Here is a 23,696-nt window from a genome sequence, read left to right on the forward strand (position 1 = left end):
GGGGCTCGGCGGCTCGTAAACTCGAGGCCGTGGACACGACCCTTCAGGACCCCCTCGTCGGGCAGCTGCTCGACGGCCGCTACCGCGTCGACGCGCGCATCGCCGTCGGCGGGATGGCCACGGTCTACCGGGCCGTCGACATCCGCCTCGACCGGGTGCTCGCCCTCAAGGTGATGCACCCGGCCCTCGCCGCCGACGCCACCTTCGTCGAGCGCTTCATCCGCGAGGCCAAGTCCGTCGCCCGGCTCTCCCACCCCAACGTGGTCGGGGTCTTCGACCAGGGCGCGGACGGCGCGTACGTCTACCTCGCGATGGAGTACATCGCGGGGTGCACCCTCCGTGACGTGCTGCGCGAGCGCGGGGCGCTCCAGCCGCGCGCCGCGCTCGACGTCCTGGAGCCGGTACTCGCCGCGCTGGGGGCCGCGCACCGGGCCGGGTTCGTCCACCGGGACATGAAGCCGGAGAACGTCCTGATAGGGGACGACGGCCGGGTGAAGGTCGCCGACTTCGGTCTCGTCCGCGCGGTCGGCTCGGCCACGCACACCACGGGCTCGGTCCTGGGCACCGTCTCGTACCTGGCGCCGGAGCAGATCGAGCACGGCACCGCGGACACCCGCGCCGACGTGTACGCCTGTGGTGTCGTCCTGTACGAGATGCTGACCGGCGGCAAGCCGCACGGCGGGGACACCCCCGCCCAGGTTCTCTACCAGCACCTGAACACCGATGTGCCCGCCCCCTCGGCGGTCGTGCCCGGCCTCGCCCTCGAACTGGACGAGCTGGTGGCGAGCGCCACGGCCCGCAACCCCGACATCAGGCCGCACGACGCCGTCGCGCTCCTGGCCCAGGCCCGCGAGGCCCGCGCGGCCCTCACGGACGAGCAGCTGGACGCCGTACCGCCACAGGCCCACCCCGAGGACCGCACCGGCTCCGAGGACCGGACCAGCGTGATCCCGCGGGTCCTGCCCGTGGAGAGCGAGCAGCCGGTGCAGCACACCAGCCGGCTGACCATGCCGCCGCCCGAGCAGCCCCCGTCGCGGCGCCGGAACACCGGTGGCCGTCCCCGTGGGCCCCTCCTCGTCCTCGCCGCCGTTCTGCTCGTCCTCGGGCTCGGCGGCGGTGTCTGGTACATCAATTCCGGCCAGTTCACGCGGGTGCCCGCCGTGCTCGGGCAGACGGAGGCCGAGGCGACCGAGCGGATCACGGACGCGGGGCTCGACGTCGGCACGACGAAGCGGGCGTTCAGCGAGGTGTACGAACGCGGCACGGTCATGGCCGCCGATCCCGCCTCCGGCGAGCGGATCCGCGGCAACGGCACGGTCACGCTGACCATCTCCCGCGGCCCCGAGACCGTGAAGGTCCCGAACCTCAAGGGCAAGCCGCTGGCGCAGGCGAAGGAGCTCCTCGCGAAGGAGGGCCTGGCCGCCGGTGTGATCACCAGCGCGTTCAGCCAGGAGATCGCGCAGGGCGCCGTGATCAGCTCCGACCCCGAGCCCGGCACCGAGCGCAGCCCGGACTCGGCCGTGGCGCTCGTGGTCAGCAAGGGCCGCCCGATCGACGTCCCGGACGTCGCCGGCGAGTCGGTCGCCGAGGCCACCGGCACGCTCCAGGACGCCGGGCTCACCGTGCAGATCGCGACCGAGCAGATCCACTCCGCCGAGGAGGCCGGCACGGTCGCGGCCCAGTCCCTCGCGGAGGGCAGCCGCGCCGCGAAGGGCGACCGGATCGTCCTCACCGTCTCCAAGGGACCCCGGATGATCGAGGTCCCCGACGTGACGGGCGAGTCGACCGACGTCGCGCGCGGGAGGCTGGAAGGGGCGGGCTTCGAGGTGAAGGTCGAGAAGACCTTCCCCTTCCTCGGTGACACCGTCTCGGGCCAGTCGGTCGACGGCGGGTCCACCGCCCCCGAGGGCTCCACCATCACCATCACGATCAAGGGACTGTAGAGACTCATGCGCAACCCCGTCGGCGGCCATGTCCCCGTGGCCGGCGGCCTCGCCACGGTCGGTCTCGGCTACGCCCGCGAGCTGGGCGCGGAGGCGGTCCAGGTCTTCGTGGCCAACCCGCGCGGCTGGGCCACGCCCGTGGGCAACCCGGCGCAGGACGAGCTGTTCCGCGCCGCGTGCGAGGCCGAGTCCCTTTCGGCCTGGGTCCATGCCCCGTACCTGATCAACTTCGGCTCCCACACCGAGGCCACCGTCGAGCGGTCGGTCGAGTCGCTGCGGCACTCGCTGCGCCGGGGCCGGGAGATCGGGGCGAAGGGCGTGGTGGTGCACACGGGCTCGGCGACCGGAGGCCGCCCGCGCGCGGAGGCGCTGGCGCAGGTACGGGAGCGGATGCGGCCCCTGCTCGACGAGCTGACGCACCCGGACGACCCGTTCCTGCTGCTGGAGTCGACGGCCGGGCAGGGCTTCTCGCTCTGCTCGCGCGCCGAGGACTTCGGCCCGTACTTCGAGGCGCTCGACCGCCATCCGAGGCTCGGGATCTGCCTCGACACCTGCCACATCTTCGCGGCGGGCCACGATCTGACCGGGCCGCACGGTATGACGCATACGCTCGACCAGCTGGTCGCGACCGTGGGCGAGGGGCGGCTGAAACTGATCCATGCCAACGACTCCAAGGACATCGTCGGCGCGCACAAGGACCGGCACGCGAACATCGGGGCGGGCCATATCGGCGAGGAGCCGTTCCGCGAGCTGATGCGGCACCACGCGACCGAAGGCGTCCCGCTGATCATCGAGACACCGGGCGGCAAGGAAGGGCACGTGGCGGATGTGGAGCGGCTCAAGAAACTCCGGGGGTGAGGACACGGCGATCTCCCCGTTGAGGAATACCCCTAGGGGGTATACGGTTCCTGTGTAGGCAGCAGGAACCGCCACTGGTCATTGGGGGACCCATGGATCAGCACGAATCGCACGCCGACCACCACACCGGCCACCACTCCACCGCCCACGAGGGCCACGCCCCCGGCAAGGCCAGCTGGTCCATGGCGATGAAGGCGACCCTCCACTGCCTCACCGGCTGCGCCATCGGCGAGGTCCTCGGCATGATCATCGGCACCGCGCTCGGCTGGGGCAACGCCCCGACGATGATCCTCGCCATCGTCCTGGCCTTCTTCTTCGGCTACTCGCTCACCCTGTGGGCGGTCGTCCGCGCCGGACTGAGCCTGAAGGCGGCCGTCGGTGTCGCACTCGCCGCCGACACCCTCTCCATCGCCGTCATGGAGATCGTCGACAACGGAGTCCTGCTGCTGGTCCCGGGCGCGATGGACGCACACCTCTCGGACGCGCTCTTCTGGGGCGCCCTGGCCTTCGCCTTCCTCGTCGCCTTCCTGATCACCACACCGGTCAACAAGTGGCTGATCGGCCGCGGCAAGGGCCACGCGGTGGTGCACCAGTACCACCACTGAGCACGGCCGGCCCGGGGCGCCTACAGCTCCGGGCCGTCGCCCGGCTCCTCCTGGTACGAGTACCGCTGCTCTTTCCAGGGGTCGCCGAGGTTGTGGTAGCCGCGCTCCTCCCAGAAGCCCCGGCGGTCGGCGGTCATGTACTCCACGCCCCGGACCCACTTGGGGCCCTTCCAGGCGTACAGGTGCGGGACGACGAGCCGCAGCGGGAAGCCGTGCTCGGCGGTGAGCAGCTCACCGTCCTTGTGGGTGGCGAAGATCGTGCCCTCGGCCGCGAAGTCGGCGAGCCGCATGTTCGCGCTGAAGCCGTACTCGGCCCAGACCATCACATGCGTGACAGCGGGGGCCGGCGGGGCCAGCTCCAGGATCGTCCGGGCGGGCACCCCACCCCATTCGGCCCCGAGCATGCTGAATTTCGTGACGCAGTGCAGATCGGCCACGACCGTCGAGAACGGGAGGGCCGAGAACTCCTCGTGGTTCCAGCACCGCTTGTCGCCGTCCGCCGTCGCCCCGAAGACCCGGAACTCCCAGCGGTCCGGCTTGAACTTGGGGACGGGGCCGTAATGGGTGACCGGCCAGCCGCGCTGCAGCCGCTGCCCCGGCGGAAGATCCGACTGCTCTGCTTCCCGGCGTACTCCGCTCTCCGGCTGACCCATGTCATCCATGGTGACAGACCGCGAGGGGTGGTCATGACCAGGCAACCTCGCACGCGTGCACGATTCAGGGCAAGTCCCACTAAGCCTCCACTTACTGGACGCCCCCCATCCGTGGTGCAAGGATGCGGCCATCCTGCCCAGTCACGACCCAGACATGCGTGGAAGGAGCCTCTGCGATGCAGGGCGACCCCGAGGTCCTCGAGTTCCTCAACGAGCAGCTGACCGGCGAGCTGACGGCCATCAACCAGTACTGGCTGCACTACCGCATCCAGGACAACAAGGGCTGGGCCAAGCTGGCCAAGTACACCCGCGAAGAGTCCATCGATGAGATGAAGCACGCGGACAAGCTCACCGAGCGCATCCTGATGCTGGACGGGCTGCCCAACTACCAGCGGCTCTTCCATGTACGGGTCGGTCAGACGGTGACCGAGATGTTCAAGGCGGACCGCCAGGTGGAGGTCGAGGCGATCGACCGTCTGAAGCGCGGCATCGAGGTCATGCGGGCCAAGGGCGACATCACCTCGGCCAACCTCTTCGAGGAGATCCTGGCCGACGAGGAGCACCACATCGACTACCTCGACACCCAGCTGGAGCTGATCGAGAACCTCGGTGAGGCGCTCTACATCTCGACACTGATCGAGCAGCCGAGCTAAGCGGCCTCAGGCAGGTCCCGCAGATCCTCGGCGTTCTCGGGGTTCTCGGCACTCTCGGGATCCGAGACCGAGGTCAGCGCCGGCAGCCCCTGGTCCAGGAGCTCCCGCCGCGGGCAGTTGCCGCGCCCGAGAATGGCCTGAATACGTCGTACGCACGAACCGCAGTCGGTTCCGGCCTTGCAGGCCGAGGCGATCTGGCGCGGCGTGCAGGCGCCCGCGTCCGCGTGCTCCTTGACCTGCTTCTCCGTGACACCGAAGCATGAGCATACGTACACGCGGTTCACCTCCTGCCGAGATCGATAAGGCTAACCTAACCTTACCCGGCACTCACGAGGCTCAAAAGCCCTCGCAACGACGATGGGGCGCGGATCACATGGATCCGCGCCCCATCGTCGTACGAAGCTACTTACTGATCGCGGTACATCTCCGCCACCAGGAACGCCAGGTCCAGGGACTGGCTGCGGTTGAGCCTCGGGTCGCAGGCCGTCTCGTAGCGCTGGTGCAGGTCGTCGACGAAGATCTCGTCGCCGCCGCCCACGCACTCGGTGACGTCGTCACCGGTGAGCTCGACATGGATGCCGCCCGGGTGCGTACCGAGGCTCTTGTGGACCTCGAAGAAGCCCTTGACCTCGTCGAGCACGTCGTCGAAGCGCCGGGTCTTGTGACCGGAGGCCGCCTCGAAGGTGTTGCCGTGCATCGGGTCGGTGACCCAGGCGACGGTCGCGCCGGAGGCGGTGACCTTCTCGACCAGCTCCGGGAGCTTGTCCCGGACCTTGTCGGCGCCCATACGGACGATGAAGGTCAGCCGGCCGGGCTCGCGGTCCGGGTCGAGCCGGTCGATGTACGTCAGCGCGTCGTCGACCGTGGTCGTCGGGCCGAGCTTGATGCCGATCGGGTTCGCGATCTGCGAGGCGAACTCGATGTGGGCGTGGTCGAGCTGGCGGGTGCGCTCACCGATCCAGACCATGTGGCCGGAGGTGTCGTACAGCTTGCCGGTACGCGAGTCCGTACGGGTGAGCGCGCCCTCGTAGTCGAGCAGCAGCGCCTCGTGGGAGGCGTAGAACTCGACGGCCTTGAACTCGGCCGGGTCGGTGCCACAGGCCTTCATGAAGTTCAGCGCGTTGTCGATCTCACGCGCCAGCTGCTCGTAGCGCTGGCCCGAAGGGGACGACTTCACGAAGTCCTGGTTCCAGGCGTGCACCTGGCGCAGGTCGGCGTAGCCACCGGTGGTGAAGGCGCGCACCAGGTTGAGCGTGGAGGCGGACGCGTTGTACATCCGCTTCAGGCGCTCGGGGTCCGGGACGCGGGCCTTCTCGTTGAAGTCGAAGCCGTTGACCGAGTCACCGCGGTACGTCGGCAGGGTCACGCCGTCGCGGGTCTCGGTCCCCTTGGAACGGGGCTTGGAGTACTGCCCGGCGATGCGGCCGACCTTGACGACGGGCACGGAGGCCGCGTACGTCAGGACGGCGCTCATCTGGAGCAGCGTCTTGAGCTTGGCACGGATGTGGTCGGCGGAAACGGCGTCGAAGGCCTCGGCGCAGTCGCCGCCCTGGAGCAGGAACGCCTCGCCACGGGCGACGGCTCCCATGCGGGCGCGCAGCTGATCGCACTCGCCCGCGAAGACGAGCGGCGGATACGACTCGAGGTCCGCGATCACATCGCGCAGAGCCTCGGCATCGGGGTACTCAGGCTGCTGCGCCGCGGGAAGGTCTCGCCAGGTGTTGCCACCGGTTGCGGTGGTCTTAGCGTTCACGGTCACAACCACCACATTACGGTGTCCGGCGACCGGTCCAGCGACACGACCATTGGGTGAGACGCGTGCCCGAAATGTCTGTCGACGGTGATCGCGCCTCGGACGGGTGTTACCCTCACGCGCGTTCAAACACGTGTTTAAACATCTGAGGCCTAAATACTTCACAGGGGTGGGCGTGAGCCAGGGGCACCGCAGGGACCGCAAAACGAGACGGCTGCTTTACGGGGCGGCGGCTGCCGTCGTCGCCACCGCGACGATCGGGACGATCGCCGTGGCGTCGCCCGGGATCCTGAACTCCTCGGACGACAAGAACTCCGCAGAAACGTCGCTGCAGTCGCAGTTCGCGCAGGCGGCGGATGAGTTCGACGTCCCGCAGAGCGTGCTGATGGCGGTGTCGTACCGGCAGACGCGGTGGGAGTCGCACGACGGTCAGCCCAGCGTCACCGGTGACTACAACGTCATGGGCCTGACGAAGGTCGACCCGGAGGACGTCGTGCGCTCTGATGAGCACATCGAGCACCTCGTCAACGGCGCCGGTGACCCGTCGGTCGACAAGAAGGTCGACAAGAAGAAACTGCTGGCTCCGCTGCCGAAGGACACCGTCGACACCGACGACCCGAAGCTGCACACCCTGGACAAGGCCGCGGAGCTGATCGACAGCTCGACCGAGGCCGTCCAGAAGGACACCGACGCCTCCATCCGCGCCGGTGCGGCGCTCCTCGCGGAGTACCAGAAGCAGGCCGGCGCCGAGCTGTCCGACAAGCCGGGCGACTGGTACCCGGCGGTTGCCCGCTTCAGCCAGTCCGAGGACCGCAAGGGCGCTGACCAGTTCGCCGAGCGGGTCTTCGAGTCGATCAAGACCGGCGAGGCCGAGATCACCACGGACGGCGAGCAGGTCCTCCTGCCGGCCGACCCGACGGTCGAGCCGGTCAAGCCGGCGAACGTTCCGCTGGCCGCGACGGCCGCCGCCACGGCGGCGACTGCCGAGTGCCCCTCCGGTCTGGTCTGCTCGTACGACTCGGCGGCCTACGTGCAGGACCTGGGCAACTTCAACATCGCGACCCGCGTGCCGTACGGCAGTGGCGGCTTCGACATCCGCCAGATCGTCATTCACGACGTCGAGGGCACCCACGACGGCGCGGTGGGAGTGTTCAAGGACCCGAACAGGTGGGCCAGCGCCCACTACATCGTTCGGTACGACGGTCGCGTCACGCAGATGGTCGAGACCAAGAACGAGGCGTTCCACGCCGGCAACAAAACCGTCAACATGCACTCGATCGGCATCGAGCACGAGGGCTACGCCATCAAGGGCGGCGGTGGTTGGTACAAGGAGTCGCAGTACGACACCACCGCGGCGATGGTGAAGTACCTGGCCGCGAAGTACAACGTTCCGCTGAACCGCGAGCACATCATCGGCCACGACGAGGTCCCTGGTGTGCTCGACACCAAGGCCGCGGGCGTCCACTGGGACCCGGGCCCGTTCTGGGACTGGAACCGCTTCATGGCCAAGATCGGCGTCCCGACCGGCGCCGAAGGTGCGGGCGGTCTCCTGAGGCAGGGGCAGACGGTTCGTGTGGTGCCGCCGTTCACCTCGGCGAACCAGCCTCCACTGACCTACACGGAGAATGTCGACGGCGTCATCGTCCGGAAGACCGCTCCGGCCCAGCCGGCGAACTTCGGGTATCTGTACTCGGAGCCCGTCGCCGACTCCGCCAAGGTGATCAAGGACCCGTACATCCCTGGCGTTGCGTGGAACAGCGGCGACAACTGGGGCAACAAGGTCGTCGCCGGTGGCCAGTACGTCGTCGCCGACGTCCGCAGCGATTGGACCGCCATCTGGTACGGCGGCCAGAAGGCGTGGTTCCGCAACCCGGGCGGACAGTACACCTCGCTCGTGAGCACCGCGAAGACCGTCGTGAAGGCGGTGGGTACGACCCCGATCAAGGTCTACGGTCGCGCCTACCCCGAGGCCGCGGCGTACACGGGAACGGGCGTCAGCGTCCAGGACAAGAACTCCGACCCGCTGACCAAGTACACGATCCCGGCCGGCCAGGCGTACATCGCCGCAGGCGCCGAGGTCGCCGGTGACTACTACTCCAGCGCGTACAACACCGACGGAACCCGCGTCCAGGGGACGACCAAGTTCATCCCCATCCGCTACAACCACCGCATCGCGTGGGTGCAGTCCAAGGACGTGCAGGTGGTCGCGGCAGCCGCGCCCGTCGCTACGAACAACCGCTACAACCTCCTCGCCCGTGACGCCTCCGGCGTGCTCTACCAGTACCAGGGCCGCGGCAGCGCCACCGCGCCGTTCCTCACCCGGTACCGCGTCGGCAGCGGCTGGAACATGTTCAACACGATCACCCCGATGACCGCGCTGCGCGCGGACGGCACCGGCGACATGGTCGCCCGTGACGCCGCCGGCGTGCTCTGGTACTACCAGGGCACCGGCAACCCCTCCGCCCCGTTCAAGGCCCGGCTCAAGACCGGTGGCGGCTGGCAGATCTACGACAGGATCCTGGGCGCCCGGGACCTGAGCGGGGACTCCATACCGGACCTCATAGCCCGCGAGAAGTCCGGCGTGCTCTGGTTCTACAAGGGCACGGGCAACCCTGCCTCGCCGTTCGCCGCCCGCACCAAGGTCGGCAGCGGCTGGCAGACGTACAACCAGCTCGTCAGCACCGGTGACCTGAACGCCGACGGCAAGGCCGACCTCGTCGCCCGCGACAGCGCCGGGAACCTGTGGTTCTACAAGGGCACCGGCAGCGCCACCGCACCGTACGCCGCCCGTACCAAGGTCGGCAGCGGCTGGCAGACGTACAACCAGCTCGTCGGGCCGAGCGATCTGAACGCCGACGGCAAGGTGGACCTCGTCGGCCGCGACGGCTCCGGCACCCTGTGGTTCTACAAGGGCACGGGCAGCGCCACCGCCCCGTTCGCCGCCCGCACCAAGGTCGGCAGCGGCTGGCAGATCTACAACCTGATCTTCTGATCCTGACCCCGGTCCTGATCTGATCAGTCCGATCGTCCGAGGGGCCCGGCTCGCACCGTCCGCGGTGTGAACCGGGCCCCTTCCCGCTGTCCGGCTGCGTTACAGTGCACCCATGTTCGCGCAGACGACCCAGAACTGGTGGTGGACCGCTCATCCGGCGGCCCCCTGACTGCGCGTACACCCACGACACGCGAAGGCCGCCCCGAGGGGCGGCCTTTCTCGTACCCCGAGGCCGTTCCTCTTCCGACTCCCGGAAGGAACACGCTCCATGGACCTCTCCCGTCTCCTCGACGACTCCTGCCCGCCCTTCGCCCTGCTCCGCAGGCGCACGCCAGGCCGCGACCATGACACCGTCGAGGTACTGATCGGCTCGGTCCACGAGGCCGAGCGGCTCGCCGAGCTGCCCGTCGGCGCGCTCCCGACGCTCGCCCTCGTGCCGTTCCGGCAGATCCGCGAGCGGGGCTTCGACGTCCGCGACGACGGCACCCCGCTCTGCGTGCTCGTCGCCGAGGAGGCGTACGACCTGCCGCTCGCCGACGCGCTCGCCCAGCTTCCGACGCACGCGGTCCGTGTCCGGGGCGGCGGGTTCGACGTGTCGGACGAGGCGTACGCCGAGACCGTGCGGCGGGTGATCGACGAGGAGATCGGCGCCGGTGAGGGCGCCAACTTCGTCATCCGCCGGACCTACACCGGCGAGATCCCCGGCTTCGGGCGCGCCGACGCCCTCGCGCTCTTCCGCCGTCTTCTGGCGGGTGAGCGGGGCGCGTACTGGACGTTCGTCGTCCACACCGGCGACCGGACCCTCGTCGGGGCGAGCCCGGAGGTGCACGTCCGGATGTCGGGGGGAACGGTCGTCATGAACCCGATCAGCGGGACGTACCGCTACCCGGCCGGGGCCGCGCCCACCCCCGAGGACCTGCTGACGTTCCTGGCCGACCGCAAGGAGACCGAGGAGCTCTCCATGGTGGTCGACGAGGAGCTGAAGATGATGTGCACGGTCGGCGACATGGGCGGGGTGGTGATCGGGCCGCGGCTCAAGGAGATGGCACATCTCGCGCACACCGAGTACGAGTTGCGGGGCCGTTCGTCCCTCGACGTACGGGAGGTGCTGCGGGAGACCATGTTCGCGGCGACGGTCACGGGCTCGCCCGTGCAGAACGCCTGCCGGGTGATCGAGCGGCACGAGGCCGGCGGGCGCGGCTACTACGCGGGCGCCCTCGCCCTGCTCGGTACCGACGAGAGCGGGGCGCAGACCCTGGACTCCCCCATCCTCATCCGGACCGCCGACATCTCCGGCGACGGGCGGCTGCGGGTGCCGGTCGGCGCGACGCTCGTGCGGCACTCCGACCCGGCGGGTGAGGTCGCCGAGACGCACGCCAAGGCGGCGGGCGTGCTCGCCGCGCTGGGGGTACGGGAGGGGCGGCCGCGCGACGCGTCTCCGCTGGGCCCGCGGCTCGCGGACGATCCGCGGGTGCGGGCCGCGCTGGACGCCCGGCGGGCCGACCTGGCGCCGTTCTGGCTGCGGATGCAGGTCCGGTCGGCCGAGCTGAGCGGCCACGCGCTGGTGATCGACGCCGAGGACACCTTCACGGCGATGCTCGCGCACCTGCTGCGCTCCTCCGGCCTGGAGGTCTCGGTGGTCCGCTACGACGAGCCGGGGCTGCGGGAGCTCGCGCTCGCCCATGACGGTCCGGTGGTGCTCGGCCCGGGGCCGGGGGACCCGTCGGACGCCGCCGATCCGAAGATGCGTCTCCTGCGCGGGCTCACGGCCGATCTCGTACGGGACCACCGGCACGGCCTGCTGGGCGTCTGCCTCGGTCATGAGCTGATCGCGGCCGAACTGGGCCTGGAGATCGTCCGCAAGCGCACCCCGTTCCAGGGGGCGCAGGTGCGGATCGACCTCTTCGGCCAGGAGCAGACCGTCGGCTTCTACAACAGCTTCACGGCCCGCTGCGACGACCGGTCGGCGACCGAACTGGCCCTGCACCGGATCGAGGTGAGCCGGGACGAGGAGACGGGCGAGGTGCACGCGCTGCGCGGGCCCGGTTTCGCGGGCGTCCAGTTCCACCCGGAGTCGGTCCTGACGATGGAGGGAGCGGCGCTGACGGCGTCCCTGCTCGCCGGCGTACTGGTCTAGGAGGCGGCCGGGACGCTAGGAGACGGCCCGGACGCTAGGAGCCGGCCGGGACCAGGACGTTCTCGCTGCGCCGCCCCGCGGTGTAGTCGAGGACGTTCTGGACGGTCGTGTCGACGATCTGGCCGACGGCGTCGAACGTGTAGTACGCCTGGTGCGAGGTGACCACCACGTTCGGGAAGGTCACCAGGCGGGCCAGCGTGTCGTCCTCGACGACCTCGAGCGACTTGTCGAGGAAGAAGAGCCCGGCCTCCGCCTCGTACACGTCGAGTCCCACGCCGGTGAACCGGCCGGCGCGGAGCTCGGCCACCAGCGCCTCGGTGTCGATGAGCCCGCCGCGGCTGGAGTTCACGAGGATGGCGTCGTCCTTCATCGACCTGAGCGCGGTGGCGTCGAGGAGACGCCGGGTCGCGGGGAGCAGCGGTACGTGCAGACTGACCAGGTCGGACTCGGCGAGGAGCTGCTCCTTCTCGACGTACTTCATGCCGAGTTCGAGGCAGGCGGGGTTCTCGGCGACGTCCCAGCCGAGGAGGTTCATGCCGAAGCCGTGGGCGATCCGGGTGAAGGCCTCGCCGATCTTCCCGGTGCCGAGCACACCGACCGTGCGGCCGCGCAGGTCACGGCCCATCAGCCCGTCGAGCCGGAAGTCGAAGTCGCGGGTCCGGTTGGAGGCGCGGACGATCCGCCGGTTGACGGCCATCGCAAGGGTCCAGGCGAATTCGGCGACGGAGTACGGGGAGTAGTACGAGACCCTGGCGACGGTGAGGCCGAGGCGCTCGGCGACATCGAGGTCGATGTTGTTGAAGCCGGTGGAGCGCTGGACGATGAGCTTCGTGCCGCCGGCGGCGAGCGTGCGCAGGACCGCTCCGCCGAGGTCGGCGTTGACGCTCGTGGAGACGATCTCGTGGCCGGCCGCGATGGGGGCGGTGTCCTGGTTGAGGAACACGTCCAGGCAGCGGACGTCGTGGAGTCCCGCGAAGGCCTTCTCGATCAGCGGCTTCTCGTCGGCCTGCACACCGAATGCCAGGATTTCCACGGATCCCCTCCCGGGGGTTCGCCGGAATTGTCGGGTACCGGCGAATATACGACCCCGGGAGCGGTCCGCGCCGCAGGCCGGGGCGGCCGACGCCGGGTCAGCTGACTCCGGGTCGGCCGACCGGCTGGGAAAAAACACCGACCGGCCTCACCGGCGCCGCTCCGCTCAGCCGAAGAAGACGCCCACCTCCGTGTACAGCGCCGGATCGACCGTCTTGAGCCGCGCCGTCGCCTCGGCGATCGGGACGCGGACGATGTCGGTGCCGCGCAGCGCGACCATCTGCCCCCAGGCTCCGTCGCGGACCGCGTCGATGGCGTGCAGTCCGAAGCGGGTGGCGAGCCAGCGGTCGAAGGCGCTGGGCGTGCCGCCGCGCTGCACATGGCCGAGGACGGTGGTCCTGGCCTCGTGACCCGTCCGCTTCTCGATCTCCTTGGCGAGCCATTCGCCCACGCCCGAGAGGCGGACGTGTCCGTACGAGTCGAGGGTGCCGTCCTTGAGGACCATGTCGCCGTCCCTGGGCATCGCTCCCTCGGCGACGACCACGATCGGGGCGTAGGTGGCCTTGAAGCGGGAGGTGACCCAGGCGCAGACCTGGTCGAGGTCGAAGCGCTGCTCGGGGATGAGGATGACGTTGGCGCCGCCCGCGAGACCGGAGTGCAGCGCGATCCAGCCTGCGTGACGGCCCATCACCTCGACCACCAGGACCCGCATATGGGACTCGGCGGTGGTGTGCAGCCGGTCGATGGCCTCGGTGGCGATGCCGACGGCCGTGTCGAAGCCGAAGGTGTAGTCGGTGGCGGACAGGTCGTTGTCGATGGTCTTCGGGACGCCGACGCAGCGGACGCCGTACTCGTCGACGAGCCGGGCGGCGGCGCCGAGGGTGTCCTCGCCGCCGATCGCGATCAGGGCGTCGATCTCGTACTTGGCGAGGTTCTCCTTGATCCGGCGGATGCCGTTCTCGGCGGTGAGCGGGTTGGTGCGGGAGGAACCGAGGATCGTGCCGCCGCGCGGCAGGATGCCGCGGACGGTCGGGATGTCGAGGGGTACGGCGACGCCTTCCAGGGGGCCGCGCCAGCCGTCGCGGAAGCCGGTGAACTCGTAGTCGTACTCCTGGACGCCCTTGCGGACGATGGCGCGGATGACCGCGTTGAGACCGGGGCAGTCGCCGCCTCCGGTCAGTACGCCGACGCGCATGGACCTCTCCTTCGCCGTGCGGACGGGATGCGCGACCCACGCTAGTAGTGACGTGGGTCACTTCGACATGGCACGGAGAGTGAATTGTCCTGCGCCGTACGGCGGTACGGGCTCCCGCCCGGACGCTCGGGCGGGGCCGTTCGGCCCCCGCCCCGGGGCGGTCGGGCACGGCCGTACGGGCTCCACGGCCGACGGCTCGGGTACGGCCGCGGCAGGAGGGTCAGGCGTCGTCGAGGCCGCGCTCTATCGCGTACCGGACGAGCTCCACCCGGTTGTGCAGCTGGAGTTTGCCGAGCGTGTTCTGGACGTGGTTCTGCACGGTCCGGTGCGAGATCACCAGGCGCTCGGCGATCTGCTTGTAGCTCAGGCCCTTGGCCACGAGCCGCAGCACCTCCGTCTCGCGCTCGGTCAGTTCGGGCGCCTTGGGCTCGTCCGCGCCGGCCACCGGGGCGGGCTCGGAGGCGAGCCTGCGGTACTCGCCGAGGACCAGGCCCGCGAGCCCGGGTGTGAAGACGGGGTCGCCGACGGCCGTACGGCGTACCGCGTCGATCAGCTCGGCCGTGCTGGCCGACTTCAGCAGATAGCCGGTGGCACCGGACTTGACCGCCTCCAGGACGTCGGCGTGCTCGCCGCTCGCGGAGAGCACCAGGACCCGCAGGGTGGGGGTGGCGCCGACCAGCTCCTTGCAGACCTGGACCCCCGGCTTGGCGGGCAGGTTGAGGTCCAGGACGAGCACGTCCGGGCTCACCGCCCCCGCCCGGCGCACGGCCTGCTCGCCGTCGCCCGCGGTGGCCACCACGTCGAACCCGGCCTCGGCGAGGTCGCGGGCGACCGCGTCCCGCCACATCGGATGGTCGTCGACGACCATCACCTTGATCTGCTGCTGCTCGCTCATCTCGTTCCCGCCTTCCCCCGTGCGTCCGTCGGGCGTGTGCCCCTCGGGACCTTCAGTTCCACTTCCGTGCCCTGGCCCGGCACCGAGATCAGCTCGGCCGTGCCGCCCAGGTCGCGCAGTCTGCCGCGGATGGAGAGCGCGACGCCCATCCGTCCCTCGCCCTCCGCCTGCGCGAGCCGCCCCTCCGGGATGCCCGGGCCGTCGTCCCGTACCGTCACGATCACCTCGTCCGGCCAGTCCTCGACCAGGATCCACGCCCGCGCGTCCTCGCCCGCGTGCACCCGGACATTGTCCAGGGCGGCTCCGACGGCGGCGGCCAGCTCCTGGCCGGCGGCCTGCGGCAGCAGGACCGGGGCGCCCGGGTCCGAGAGCGTGACCTTCGCCCCGGCGCGCGGGGCGAGCAGGGCGCGCAGATCGACCGGGGTGTCGTCGTCCGGCTCCTCGACGACGCGGACCACCGCCCCTTCGGACTCGTCCTCCGAGACCAGCGACGGCCGGGTCAGCCCGCCGGCGACCAGGGTGCGCAGCGCGACCTCCTGCTCGCCCGCCATCCGGCCCAGCTCGGCAGCCTCGCCGCCCAGGGCCGTACCGCGCCGCTGCACCATCGCCAGGACCTGGAGGACGCTGTCGTGGATGTCCCGGGCGAGGCGCTCCCGCTCCCGGGTCGCGGCCTCGATCTCCAGGGCGCGGGCGAGGGTGCGTTCGGAGGCGCGGGCGACCTCGACGACGTATCCGATGGCGATGGACGCCACCCACACCAGGAGGACGTTGTGGAGGGTGTCCCGGGTGGGGTGGGCGCGCTCGATGATGTTGGCGACGGCGACCAGCGAGGAGGCGAAGCCGGCCCAGCGCCACCCGCCCTTGATCGCGTACGCGAGGACGGCGCCGGCGGTCCATATCGTCGGCAGGGTGGGGCCGTCGACCGACTGGGCGTGCTGGTCCGCGAGCGGAGTGAGCAGGATGCCGGTCAGGGCGACGGCGAGGTCGGCGATCAGGAAGCGCCTGGTGCAGCTGGCCGCGTTCGCCACCTTGGGCAGGGTGGCCAGCGTCCAGACGCACATGACGGCGAGGAAGGCGACGGCCACCCAGGGACGCTCGTAGCGGTCCCGGGCGAAGACGAAGATCAGAACGGCGTAGATCATCGTGCCGACGCGGTACGCGGTGAGCGCGCGCCACAACGGCTGCTCGACCGACATCCGCACGACACGCTCGCGCTTGGCCATCTCCCCCACCCCCCGGGGCGCCCCCTCCTCTGCGTGAGGGTCAGGCGCCGGACTCTTCCCGTGCCGCGATCTCGGCCTTGACGGCCTCCTTGGCGGCCTTCTCGGCCTCCGCGATCTGACGCTTGGCGGCGGTCGCGTAGATGTCGACGTACTCCTGGCCGGACAGCTTCATGATCTCGTACATGACCTCGTCGGTCACCGAGCGGAGGATGAAGCGGTCGCCCTCCATGCCGTGGTAGCGGCTGAAGTCGAGCGGCTTGCCGATCCGGATCCCCGGGCGCATCAGCTTGGGGACGACCTTGCCGGGCGGCTGGATCTTCTCGGTGTCGATCATGGCGACCGGGATGACCGGCGCGCCGGTGGCCAGGGCCACGCGCGCGAGGCCACCGGGCTTGCCACGGTAGAGCCGGCCGTCGGGCGAGCGGGTGCCCTCGGGGTAGATACCGAAGAGCCCGCCCTTCTCGATGACCTCGATACCGGCCTTGATCGCCGCCTCGCCCGCGCCGCGGGCGCCGGAGCGGTCCACGGGGAGCTGGCCGACGCCCTTGAAGAAGGCGGCGGTGAGCTTGCCCTTCACACCGGGTGAGGTGAAGTACTCGGCCTTGGCGATGAAGGTGACCTTGCGGTCGAGGACGGCGGGCAGGAAGAAGGAGTCCGAGAAGGAGAGGTGGTTGCTCGCGAGGATCGCCGGCCCCTCGGCGGGAATGTTCTCGAGGCCCTCCACCCACGGCCTGAAGGCGAGCTTCAGTGACCCTCCGATGGAGAACTTCATTGCGCCGTAGATCAACTCGAGTACCTTCCGTGTGCCGTCGGACTGACCTTATCCCGCCTTTTCCCGCCTGCCCGCTCGGGTCCGGCCGTGGGCGGGGCACCTTCGTGCGAACGGACCTGGTCCGGTGTCGGTCCGGTCGCGTACCGTGAAGGCCTTCCCCTTTTCTCGTCGCTTCGTCGAAGCCTCGCCCTCCTCGAAGCCGAAACCCCCGAACAGGAGACCCCGGTGCCGGTCCTTCCTGGAGCCGAGCCGTACCGCCACGAGGGCGGCAAGGTCGGCGTCCTTCTCTGTCACGGATTCACCGGTTCCCCGCAGTCGATGCGCCCCTGGGCCGAGTACCTGGCCGAGCGCGGACTGACGGTGTCGGTGCCACTGCTGCCCGGACACGGCACGCGCTGGGAGGACATGCAGCTCACCACCTGGCACGACTGGTACGCGGAGGTGGACCGGGAGCTGCGGGAGCTGCTCGCCCGCTGCGAGCACGTCTTCGTCTTCGGCCTCTCCATGGGCGGGGCGCTGGCGCTGCGCCTCGCGGCCAAACACGGGGACGCGGTACGGGGCCTCGTCCTCGTCAACCCCGGCAACAAGGTGCACGGGCTCGCGGCGCACGCGCTGCCCGTCGTCCGCCACTTCGTCCGTACGACCAACGGCATCGCGAGCGACATCGCCAAGGAGGGCATGGCGGAGATCGGCTACGACCGGGTGCCGCTGCACGCGGCGCACTCCCTGCGCCGGCTCTTCCGCACGGTGGACGCGGAGCTGCCGCAGGTCACGCAGCCGGTGGTGGTTCTGCACAGCCCGCAGGACCATGTGGTGCCGCCCGCCGACTCGGCGCGGATCCTGAGCCGGATCTCCTCGACGGACGTGAAGGAGATCCTGCTGGAACAGAGCTACCACGTGGCGACGTTGGACCATGACGCGGAGCGGATTTTCGAGGAGAGCCTGGCCTTCGTGGGCCGGCTCGCTCCGGACGTCGTCGGGGAGAAGGGGAGCACGAGCGGTGGCTGAGCAGCAGGACGGGGAGCGCGGCGACCCGCAGCCCATCGACGAGGAGGCGGCGTGGGCCGCGATCGTCGCGGGGTACGGCGAGGAGCCGGCGGACCCGCCGGGGGCGAGGCCGTTCCGGTCGGTGGAGGATCTGGCGCTCCCGGAGCCGGTGGACGGCCTGGACGACGGTGACGATGACGGCGGCGCGGGTGGCGGCGCGGGCGGTACCGCGGACGCCGACGACGAGGACGAGGACGAGGAAGAAGAGGACTCGGACGAGGACGAGGATCGCGGGGGCCCCGCCAAGCCCGCGCCGGGCAGCTCGATCGTCTTCGCGCCCGGCGTCGGTGTGGGCGTGGGCGGCGGCGGTCCCCGGGACTACGAGCTCGCGGACCCGGACGCCGAGACCGCCGAGGCCGACGGCAAGAAGACGGCGAAGAAGGACGACGACGACGGCGAGGGTCACTTCGTCCCGCCGGAGCCGCCTCCCCTGCCGGAGGCGGACGCGACGACGAAGTTCGCGTGGCTGGGCGTCGTGGGCGGCCCGGTCCTCATGCTCCTCGCCGTGCTGCTCCAGTGGGACATGACGTGGTGGCTGACGACGGTGTGCGTGGGCGGCTTCCTGGGCGGCTTCGCGACGCTGGTCGCCCGGATGAGGCACGACGACGAGGACGACGAGTTCGACGACCCGGGCCGCGGCGCGGTGGTGTGACGGCGCCGGCGCCCCGGCCTCGGGGCGGGGCGCCGCGATCGCGGTCGGTACGGATCCCGGGCTGTGCTCCTGACGCCCTCCGCTCGGCGCCTGGGCGCCTCACGGGATTCGGGACGGCTGCGCCGGACTCCGTCCGCCGAGCGTGGTCGCCCCGTCCGCGGCTTCCCTCAGGACGCCGGAATCCTCACCGCCGCCAGGACCGGCAAGTGGTCCGTCGCCGCTTCCAGGTCCGACGGGTCGAGGTCCTGCGGGACGCCGCAGCCCAGGAACTCCACCCCCGGCGTGGCCAGGATCGCGTCGATCCGCTGGTGCGGGTCGCCGGGCGTCGACGTGTACTCGCCGCCCCAAGGGCTGACCTCCCAGCCGTCCTGGAGCTCCTTCGCGAGCCGGGTGAAACTCCGGCCGCCCGGCCGCTCGTTGAGGTCTCCCGCCACGATCACGTGCGGGGTGTCCATAGCGGCCACCCGGTCGAGGAGCATCCCGGCCTGGGCGTACCGTTCCTCGCTCCGCAGGCTCAGATGACAGCTGATCAGGCCGACCCGGGCGCCCCCGAACCGTACGACGGCGGTGGCGAAACCGCGCCGGTGCAGACCCGGGGTGAGCGGCAGCAGCACGTCCTCGGTGCGTTCCACCGTCGCCCGTAGCGAGCACATCAGCAGCGGCCCGGCGGCCGTCGCGCCACCGCCGAGTACGACGAGTTCGCACTTCGCGGCGAGCCGGGCCGCGTGCTTGCGCCAGCGGAAGAACCGCGGCGCCTCCTGGACGAAGACGAGATCGGGTGCGCACGCCCGGATGACCCGGGCGAGCGCGTCCTCGTCGTCCCGCATCGAACGGACGTTGTAGCCGAGGACCCGGACGACGGCCGAACCGTCCGTCTCGGTGCGGGAGTTGGGCAGCGGAGTGATCGCCATCCCAGCAACATACGACACCCGCCCGCCGGTCCCCGGGGGACGCGGCGGGCGGGTGGAGTCGTGCTGCGCGAAAGCTAGCCCTGGCGGGCCAGGTCGGCCGCGCCGACCAGTCCGGCCTTGCCGCCGAGCTGCGCGGCGAGGACCTGGGCGTGCGGTCGCCACTGGCCGCCGATCAGCCAGCGCCGGAAGGACTTCCGGATCGGGTCGAGGACCAGCTCGCCCTCGTCGGAGACTCCGCCGCCGACGATGAAGGCGGACGGGTCGAAGAGCGAGGCGAGATCGGCGAGGCCGGCACCGGCCCAGCGGGCCAGCTCACGGAAGGAGTCCACGGCCACCGGGTCGCCGGCGCGGGCCGCCTCGCTGATGTGCTTGCCCTCGATTCCCCCCGGGGTGCCGTCGCCGAGACCGAGGAGGACCTGGGCCCGCTCGGGGGTGGCGTTGGCGCGCTGCTTGGCGTACCGGACGAGCGCACGCCCGGAGGCGTACTGCTCCCAGCAGCCCTGGCTGCCGCAGCCGCAGAGCAGTCCGTCCGGGACGACCCTGATGTGACCGAACTCCGCCGCCACGCCGAAGCGTCCGCGGCGCAGCTTGTTGCCGATGATGATGCCGCCGCCGAGGCCGGTGCCCAGGGTGATGCAGATGACGTCCTCGTGGCCCTTGCCCGCGCCGAACTTGTACTCGCCCCAGGCCGCCGCGTTCGCGTCGTTCTCCACGACGACGGGCAGACCGACCCGCTGCTCGACCTTGTCCTTCAGCGGCTCGTGCCGCCAGTCGATGTTCGGCGCGAAGAGGACGGTGGCGCGCTTGTCGTCGACGTAGCCCGCGGCACCGATGCCCACAGCCTCGATCTCGTGGCCCTTGCCGGCCTCGGAGACAGCGGCGCAGATCGCGTCGACGATGCCCTCGGGGGTCGGCGGGGTGGGCACCTTGTGCGTGTCGAGGATGTTGCCCTCCTCGTCGACCACGCCGGCCGCGATCTTCGTGCCGCCGATGTCGACGCCGATGGTGAGTCCCATGTGTCCCTCAGTTTTCGGTCGAGCCCCGCTAAGGCCAACCGTACCCGAGGGGGCCGACCGTCCTGATCAGTCCAGGTCGATGTGCTGCCCGGTTCCGGGCCCCTCGTCGTCCCTCTTCGCGTCCTCGGGCCGCTCCGCCGGGGCCTGCTTGCGCGGGTCGTCCGGCTCGTCGCGCGTCCAGCGCGTCTCGTGGTTCTCGACCGCCGAGCGGTACGCGGCGAGCAGCTCGTTGCCGGCCGCGGCAAGGTGGTCGAAGACCTGGGGGTTGCGCTCGACGATCGGCTCGACGGCGGCCTTCGCCTGGTTGACGAACTGCTGCATCGTGCCCTGGGCGGCCATGCCCATCAGCGGGTTGCGCAGTGTGGAGACCTTCTCGGCGACGGCGTCGAAGAGTTTGCGGAACTCCTCGGCGGCCGACCCGGGCTCCACGCCGGCCGCGGCACGGCGGCGGGCCTTCTCGGCCTCCAGGTCCTCGGCGCACGCCTTGGCCCAGGCATCTGAATCGCTCATGGCGTACTCCTTACGGCTTATACCGTCGACGGTACACGGCGCGGGCGGTCCTCGGGGGCGACGGCGTTCTCGGCGGCCCGGGACCACGGCGTCTTCGGCGGCCCGGGGCTACGGCGTCTTCGGCGTCTTCGGCCAGAGGCCGGTGTCCGGGGTGAACCTGACCCGGAGATCGCCGTCGACGAGTCCGGCGCCGGCGACCGTGCAGCGGCGCAGGGCGGGCGGCAGCGGGATGTTGCGGCGGAACGGGCCGACGGCGAGGAGGAGTTCGTCGCCGCGGCGGACGAGGGACAGCTCGTCCTTGGTGGCGCCGGGCAGGGGGATGTGCCAGACGAGGAGGCCGTCCTCGGCGCGGCGGTCCTCGACGGTCCACTCGGGGGCCGGGGCGGGCTTGGTGTCGACGGCGAGCAGGGCGAGGTCCTCGGGGCCGCGGGGGTCCCGGCCGAGGTGCGGGAGCGCGTGGACGACTCCGTCGTGTCCGGTACGGAGCCGGTCCAGGTGCTCGTGCTGCTGGGCGGTCAGCGCGGCGAACCAGGGGTCGGGCGACTCGGCGGGGAGCAGCTTGTTGGCGACGACGGTGTCGAGCGTGAGGCCGTGGAGCGCGAGGCCGAGGCGGGCGGTGCGCAGGGTGTCCGCGGCGGCGGGCCCCGGCTCGACGACCAGGCGGACGGTGGTGGTGGGGGCGTCGACGACGGCCTGGACCGCGGCGAGCTCGGCCTCCCAGCGGGCGGTCGTCTCGTAGAGCCACTGCGCGGGCATCGGGACGCCGGCGAGCTGGGCCAGCATGGGGCGCAGGGCGCGGGCGGCCTGCCGTTCGGGCGGCAGGAGGCGGCGGAGGTAGCGGCGCAGCTGCTCGGGCAGGGCGAGGAGGGCGAGGGCGTCCAGGAGCGGGGGCAGGTCGACGACGACGAGGTCCCGGTCCTGGGCCGCGGCGTCACGCAGGGCGCGGAGGAGGGCGAAGGGGGCGCTGCCGGGGAGCTCGGTGAGCTCGGCGTCCTCGAAGGGGGTGGCGCCGAGGAGGTCGAGGGCGGTGGCGGTGCGTTCCTGCAGGGCGAGGAACTCGCGCCGGAAGTCGGCGGCGGGGCTCGGCCGGAGGACGTCCACGCCGAGGCCCTCGTCGGCCTCGGCGGAGACGAGCAGGACGCGTCGGCCGGCGTGCGCCCCGGCGAGGGCGGCGGCGGTGGCGACGGTGGTCCGCCCGGCGCCGCCGGCGCCGGTGACAAGCATGATCCCCATGGCCGGGAACGTTACCGGTACGAACCGGGCCCCGGTTGTGGGCGGTCACCCCCGCCCCCGGTTGCGGGCAGTCGTCCCGCGGGGCGGGACCGGTGGGCGCAACCCACGACGGCGCCGCACCCGTGGGAGCGGGGAGCCTGGGACCGGCGAGGGCGCCGTTCCGTTGTGGGCACCCGATCCGCCGGGGCGGATCGGGTGCCCACAACGGGGGTCGCGGACCTACGCGCCCGACTCGACCCGCTTCTTCAGGCCCGCCAGAGCGCGGTCGATGATGACCTTCTCCGCCTTGCGCTTGATCATGCCCAGCATCGGGATCTTGACGTCCACCGTCAGCTGGTACGTCACCTCGGTGCGCTCGCCGCCGCCCGCCGGCGCCAGCCGGTAGGAGCCGTCGAGTGCGCGGAGCATCTGGGACTTGACCAGCGTCCACGCGACCTCGTTGTCGCCGGTCCAGGTGTACGCCAGCGTGTGGTCGTCCTTGATCGCGCCCGCGTCGAGCAGCAGTCGGACCTTCTCCGCGCGGCCGGCCGCGTCCTTCTCCAGGACCTCGGCCTCCTTCACCTCGCCCGTCCACTCGGGGTAGCGCGCGAAGTCGGCGATGACGCTCATGACGTCGGCCGGTGCCGCCTCGATGGTGATGCTCGAGCTGGTGTGTTCGGCCATCGTGTGGGTCCTCCACTGTGCGGTCCGGCGGAAGTCGTAGGGGCACGAACGTGCCGGACCGAAGGCTATCGCGCCGTCACCGAACGCCTGTCACCACTCCAGCGTCCACGGCCTGCCCGTCGAGGCGAAGTGGCCGACGTTCACGCATTCCGTGCTTCCCACCCGCATGCGCCGCGCCAGCGGCTGGTGGACGTGGCCGAAGAGCGCGTACCGCGGCCGCGTGCGCCGGATCGCGTCGAGGAGCGCCCGGCTGCCGCGCTCGAAGCGCCGCGGCACCGTGTCGTACGTCAGTTCCGGTACGTCCGGCGGGATGTGGCTGCACAGCACGTCGACCTCGCCGAGCGCCTCGACCTTCGCCGCGTACTCCTCGTCGGAGATCTCGTACGGCGTCCGCATCGCCGTCCGCAGCCCGCCGCCCACGAAGCCGAAGACCAGGCCGTCGAGCTCGACCCGCTCACCGTCGAGGACCGTCGTGCCGGGCTGGGCGTACTCGCGCCAGAGCCCGGGGATGTCGACGTTTCCGTACGTCGCGTACGTCGGGTCCGGGAAGGCCGCGAAGAGCTCCTCGTACTGGCGGCGCACGGCGGACTCGATGGCGGTGTCGCGGTCGACGGGGAGCTCGGCCCAGAGGCGCCGTCCCAGGTCACGGGCTTCGTCGAAGCGGCGGGCGGTGCGCAGTTCGACGATCCTGTCGGCGTTCTCGACACCGAAGAGGTCGGGGAAGATGCCCCGGCTGTGGTCGGCGTAGTCGAGGAAGAGCACCAGGTCGCCGAGACAGACCAGGGCGTCCGCGCCCTGCCCCGCCTTGGCGAGGGCCCCGCTGTTCCCGTGTACGTCACTGACCACGTTGATCCTCATGCGGTTCAGCGTAGGGCGTCGGACCTGCGGTTACTTCCGAGTCTTCAAAGCTGTGGACTACTGTGCGCGAAGCACCGCCACAGCTGTGTGACGCA

The 23,696-nt window shown here is 70.9% G+C and carries 23 protein-coding genes; 9 read left to right on the forward strand and 14 right to left on the reverse strand.

From position 1 onward, the window contains the following. The first annotated feature begins 29 nt into the window (after nt 1–29). The 3 genes from pknB (at nt 30) to ACFY8U_RS22440 (ending at nt 3,406) form a co-directional block, all read left to right on the forward strand. Complete coding sequence (gene pknB / locus ACFY8U_RS22430; protein ID WP_389572791.1) at nt 30–1,943, forward strand: Stk1 family PASTA domain-containing Ser/Thr kinase; 1,914 nt, start codon at nt 30–32, stop codon at nt 1,941–1,943. 6 nt (nt 1,944–1,949) lie between these two features. After that, on the forward strand, nt 1,950–2,801 hold the full coding sequence (locus ACFY8U_RS22435; RefSeq protein ID WP_389572793.1) for a deoxyribonuclease IV: 852 nt from the start codon (nt 1,950–1,952) through the stop codon (nt 2,799–2,801). 92 nt (nt 2,802–2,893) lie between these two features. Continuing rightward, nucleotides 2,894–3,406, forward strand: a complete 513-nt coding sequence (locus ACFY8U_RS22440; protein WP_389572795.1) for a DUF4396 domain-containing protein — start codon at nt 2,894–2,896, stop codon at nt 3,404–3,406. Between the two features lie 20 nt (nt 3,407–3,426). On the opposite strand, the gene ACFY8U_RS22445 is transcribed toward ACFY8U_RS22440, so the two are convergent. Continuing rightward, nucleotides 3,427–4,059, reverse strand: a complete 633-nt coding sequence (locus ACFY8U_RS22445) for a sulfite oxidase-like oxidoreductase (protein ID WP_389572798.1) — start codon at nt 4,057–4,059, stop codon at nt 3,427–3,429. 176 nt (nt 4,060–4,235) lie between these two features. Between ACFY8U_RS22445 and bfr the strand changes: the two genes are divergently transcribed. Continuing rightward, a complete protein-coding gene (gene bfr, locus ACFY8U_RS22450; protein WP_361433115.1) occupies nt 4,236–4,712 on the forward strand; it encodes a bacterioferritin in 477 nt (158 codons plus the stop codon). Here the strand turns inward: bfr and ACFY8U_RS22455 are convergent. Both ACFY8U_RS22455 and ACFY8U_RS22460 read right to left on the reverse strand, forming a co-directional pair. Next, nucleotides 4,709–4,996, reverse strand: coding sequence for a bacterioferritin-associated ferredoxin (locus ACFY8U_RS22455; RefSeq protein ID WP_389572801.1), 288 nt, complete (start codon nt 4,994–4,996; stop codon nt 4,709–4,711). The two genes, bfr and ACFY8U_RS22455, sit on opposite strands and share 4 nt — an antisense overlap. Before the next feature lie 122 nt (nt 4,997–5,118). Then, the gene (locus ACFY8U_RS22460) at nt 5,119–6,471 is read right to left on the reverse strand and encodes a class II 3-deoxy-7-phosphoheptulonate synthase (protein WP_352191835.1); all 1,353 of its coding nucleotides are present in this window, start codon (nt 6,469–6,471) and stop codon (nt 5,119–5,121) included. 169 nt (nt 6,472–6,640) lie between these two features. Between ACFY8U_RS22460 and ACFY8U_RS22465 the strand changes: the two genes are divergently transcribed. From ACFY8U_RS22465 to ACFY8U_RS22475, 3 genes are all read left to right on the forward strand, one after another. Then, nucleotides 6,641–9,457, forward strand: coding sequence for an N-acetylmuramoyl-L-alanine amidase (locus ACFY8U_RS22465; RefSeq protein WP_389572805.1), 2,817 nt, complete (start codon nt 6,641–6,643; stop codon nt 9,455–9,457). A 112-nt stretch (nt 9,458–9,569) separates the two neighbouring features. Then, nucleotides 9,570–9,626 carry a trp operon leader peptide gene (locus ACFY8U_RS22470; RefSeq protein WP_361594124.1) on the forward strand — a complete coding sequence of 19 codons (57 nt, stop codon included), beginning with the start codon at nt 9,570–9,572 and terminating at the stop codon, nt 9,624–9,626. A gap of 99 nt (nt 9,627–9,725) precedes the next feature. Continuing rightward, nucleotides 9,726–11,594 carry an anthranilate synthase family protein gene (locus ACFY8U_RS22475; RefSeq protein ID WP_389572807.1) on the forward strand — a complete coding sequence of 623 codons (1,869 nt, stop codon included), beginning with the start codon at nt 9,726–9,728 and terminating at the stop codon, nt 11,592–11,594. 34 nt (nt 11,595–11,628) lie between these two features. Here the strand turns inward: ACFY8U_RS22475 and ACFY8U_RS22480 are convergent, their stop codons facing one another. The 5 genes from ACFY8U_RS22480 to ACFY8U_RS22500 form a co-directional block, all read right to left on the reverse strand. Continuing rightward, nucleotides 11,629–12,627 carry a 2-hydroxyacid dehydrogenase gene (locus tag ACFY8U_RS22480; protein WP_389572809.1) on the reverse strand — a complete coding sequence of 333 codons (999 nt, stop codon included), beginning with the start codon at nt 12,625–12,627 and terminating at the stop codon, nt 11,629–11,631. Nucleotides 12,628–12,792: 165 nt separating this feature from the next. After that, nucleotides 12,793–13,821: a 6-phosphofructokinase gene (locus ACFY8U_RS22485; protein WP_361433128.1), complete on the reverse strand. Its 1,029-nt coding sequence runs from the start codon at nt 13,819–13,821 to the stop codon at nt 12,793–12,795. A gap of 220 nt (nt 13,822–14,041) precedes the next feature. Continuing rightward, complete coding sequence (locus tag ACFY8U_RS22490; protein WP_361433130.1) at nt 14,042–14,716, reverse strand: response regulator transcription factor; 675 nt, start codon at nt 14,714–14,716, stop codon at nt 14,042–14,044. After that, nucleotides 14,713–15,939: a MacS family sensor histidine kinase gene (gene macS / locus ACFY8U_RS22495; RefSeq protein WP_389572812.1), complete on the reverse strand. Its 1,227-nt coding sequence runs from the start codon at nt 15,937–15,939 to the stop codon at nt 14,713–14,715. Before macS ends, ACFY8U_RS22490 begins: the two co-directional genes overlap by 4 nt. Nucleotides 15,940–15,979: 40 nt before the next feature. Then, nucleotides 15,980–16,711 (reverse strand): lysophospholipid acyltransferase family protein, encoded by a 732-nt coding sequence (locus tag ACFY8U_RS22500; protein WP_361433551.1) that lies wholly within the window; start codon nt 16,709–16,711, stop codon nt 15,980–15,982. 225 nt (nt 16,712–16,936) lie between these two features. Between ACFY8U_RS22500 and ACFY8U_RS22505 the strand changes: the two genes are divergently transcribed. Both ACFY8U_RS22505 and ACFY8U_RS22510 read left to right on the forward strand, forming a co-directional pair. Next, the gene (locus tag ACFY8U_RS22505) at nt 16,937–17,719 is read left to right on the forward strand and encodes an alpha/beta hydrolase (RefSeq protein WP_389572814.1); all 783 of its coding nucleotides are present in this window, start codon (nt 16,937–16,939) and stop codon (nt 17,717–17,719) included. Beyond that, the gene (locus tag ACFY8U_RS22510) at nt 17,712–18,410 is read left to right on the forward strand and encodes a hypothetical protein (protein WP_389572816.1); all 699 of its coding nucleotides are present in this window, start codon (nt 17,712–17,714) and stop codon (nt 18,408–18,410) included. Before ACFY8U_RS22505 ends, ACFY8U_RS22510 begins: the two co-directional genes overlap by 8 nt. Nucleotides 18,411–18,577: 167 nt before the next feature. On the opposite strand, the gene ACFY8U_RS22515 is transcribed toward ACFY8U_RS22510, so the two are convergent. The 6 genes from ACFY8U_RS22515 to ACFY8U_RS22540 form a co-directional block, all read right to left on the reverse strand. Continuing rightward, nucleotides 18,578–19,321: an endonuclease/exonuclease/phosphatase family protein gene (locus ACFY8U_RS22515; protein WP_389572817.1), complete on the reverse strand. Its 744-nt coding sequence runs from the start codon at nt 19,319–19,321 to the stop codon at nt 18,578–18,580. 74 nt (nt 19,322–19,395) lie between these two features. Next, nucleotides 19,396–20,337: an ROK family glucokinase gene (locus ACFY8U_RS22520; RefSeq protein WP_361762179.1), complete on the reverse strand. Its 942-nt coding sequence runs from the start codon at nt 20,335–20,337 to the stop codon at nt 19,396–19,398. 66 nt (nt 20,338–20,403) lie between these two features. After that, complete coding sequence (locus ACFY8U_RS22525; protein ID WP_389572820.1) at nt 20,404–20,847, reverse strand: DUF5304 domain-containing protein; 444 nt, start codon at nt 20,845–20,847, stop codon at nt 20,404–20,406. A gap of 108 nt (nt 20,848–20,955) precedes the next feature. Beyond that, entirely contained in the window at nt 20,956–22,080 is a 1,125-nt protein-coding gene (locus ACFY8U_RS22530) for an ArsA-related P-loop ATPase (protein WP_389572823.1), read from the reverse strand. 219 nt (nt 22,081–22,299) lie between these two features. Next, nucleotides 22,300–22,743 (reverse strand): SRPBCC family protein, encoded by a 444-nt coding sequence (locus ACFY8U_RS22535; protein ID WP_389572826.1) that lies wholly within the window; start codon nt 22,741–22,743, stop codon nt 22,300–22,302. A 90-nt stretch (nt 22,744–22,833) separates the two neighbouring features. Beyond that, complete coding sequence (locus ACFY8U_RS22540; RefSeq protein WP_361593249.1) at nt 22,834–23,601, reverse strand: metallophosphoesterase; 768 nt, start codon at nt 23,599–23,601, stop codon at nt 22,834–22,836. Nucleotides 23,602–23,696 lie beyond the last annotated feature (95 nt).

Source organism: Streptomyces sp. NPDC012508 (assembly GCF_042902595.1).
Lineage (GTDB): Bacteria > Actinomycetota > Actinomycetes > Streptomycetales > Streptomycetaceae > Streptomyces.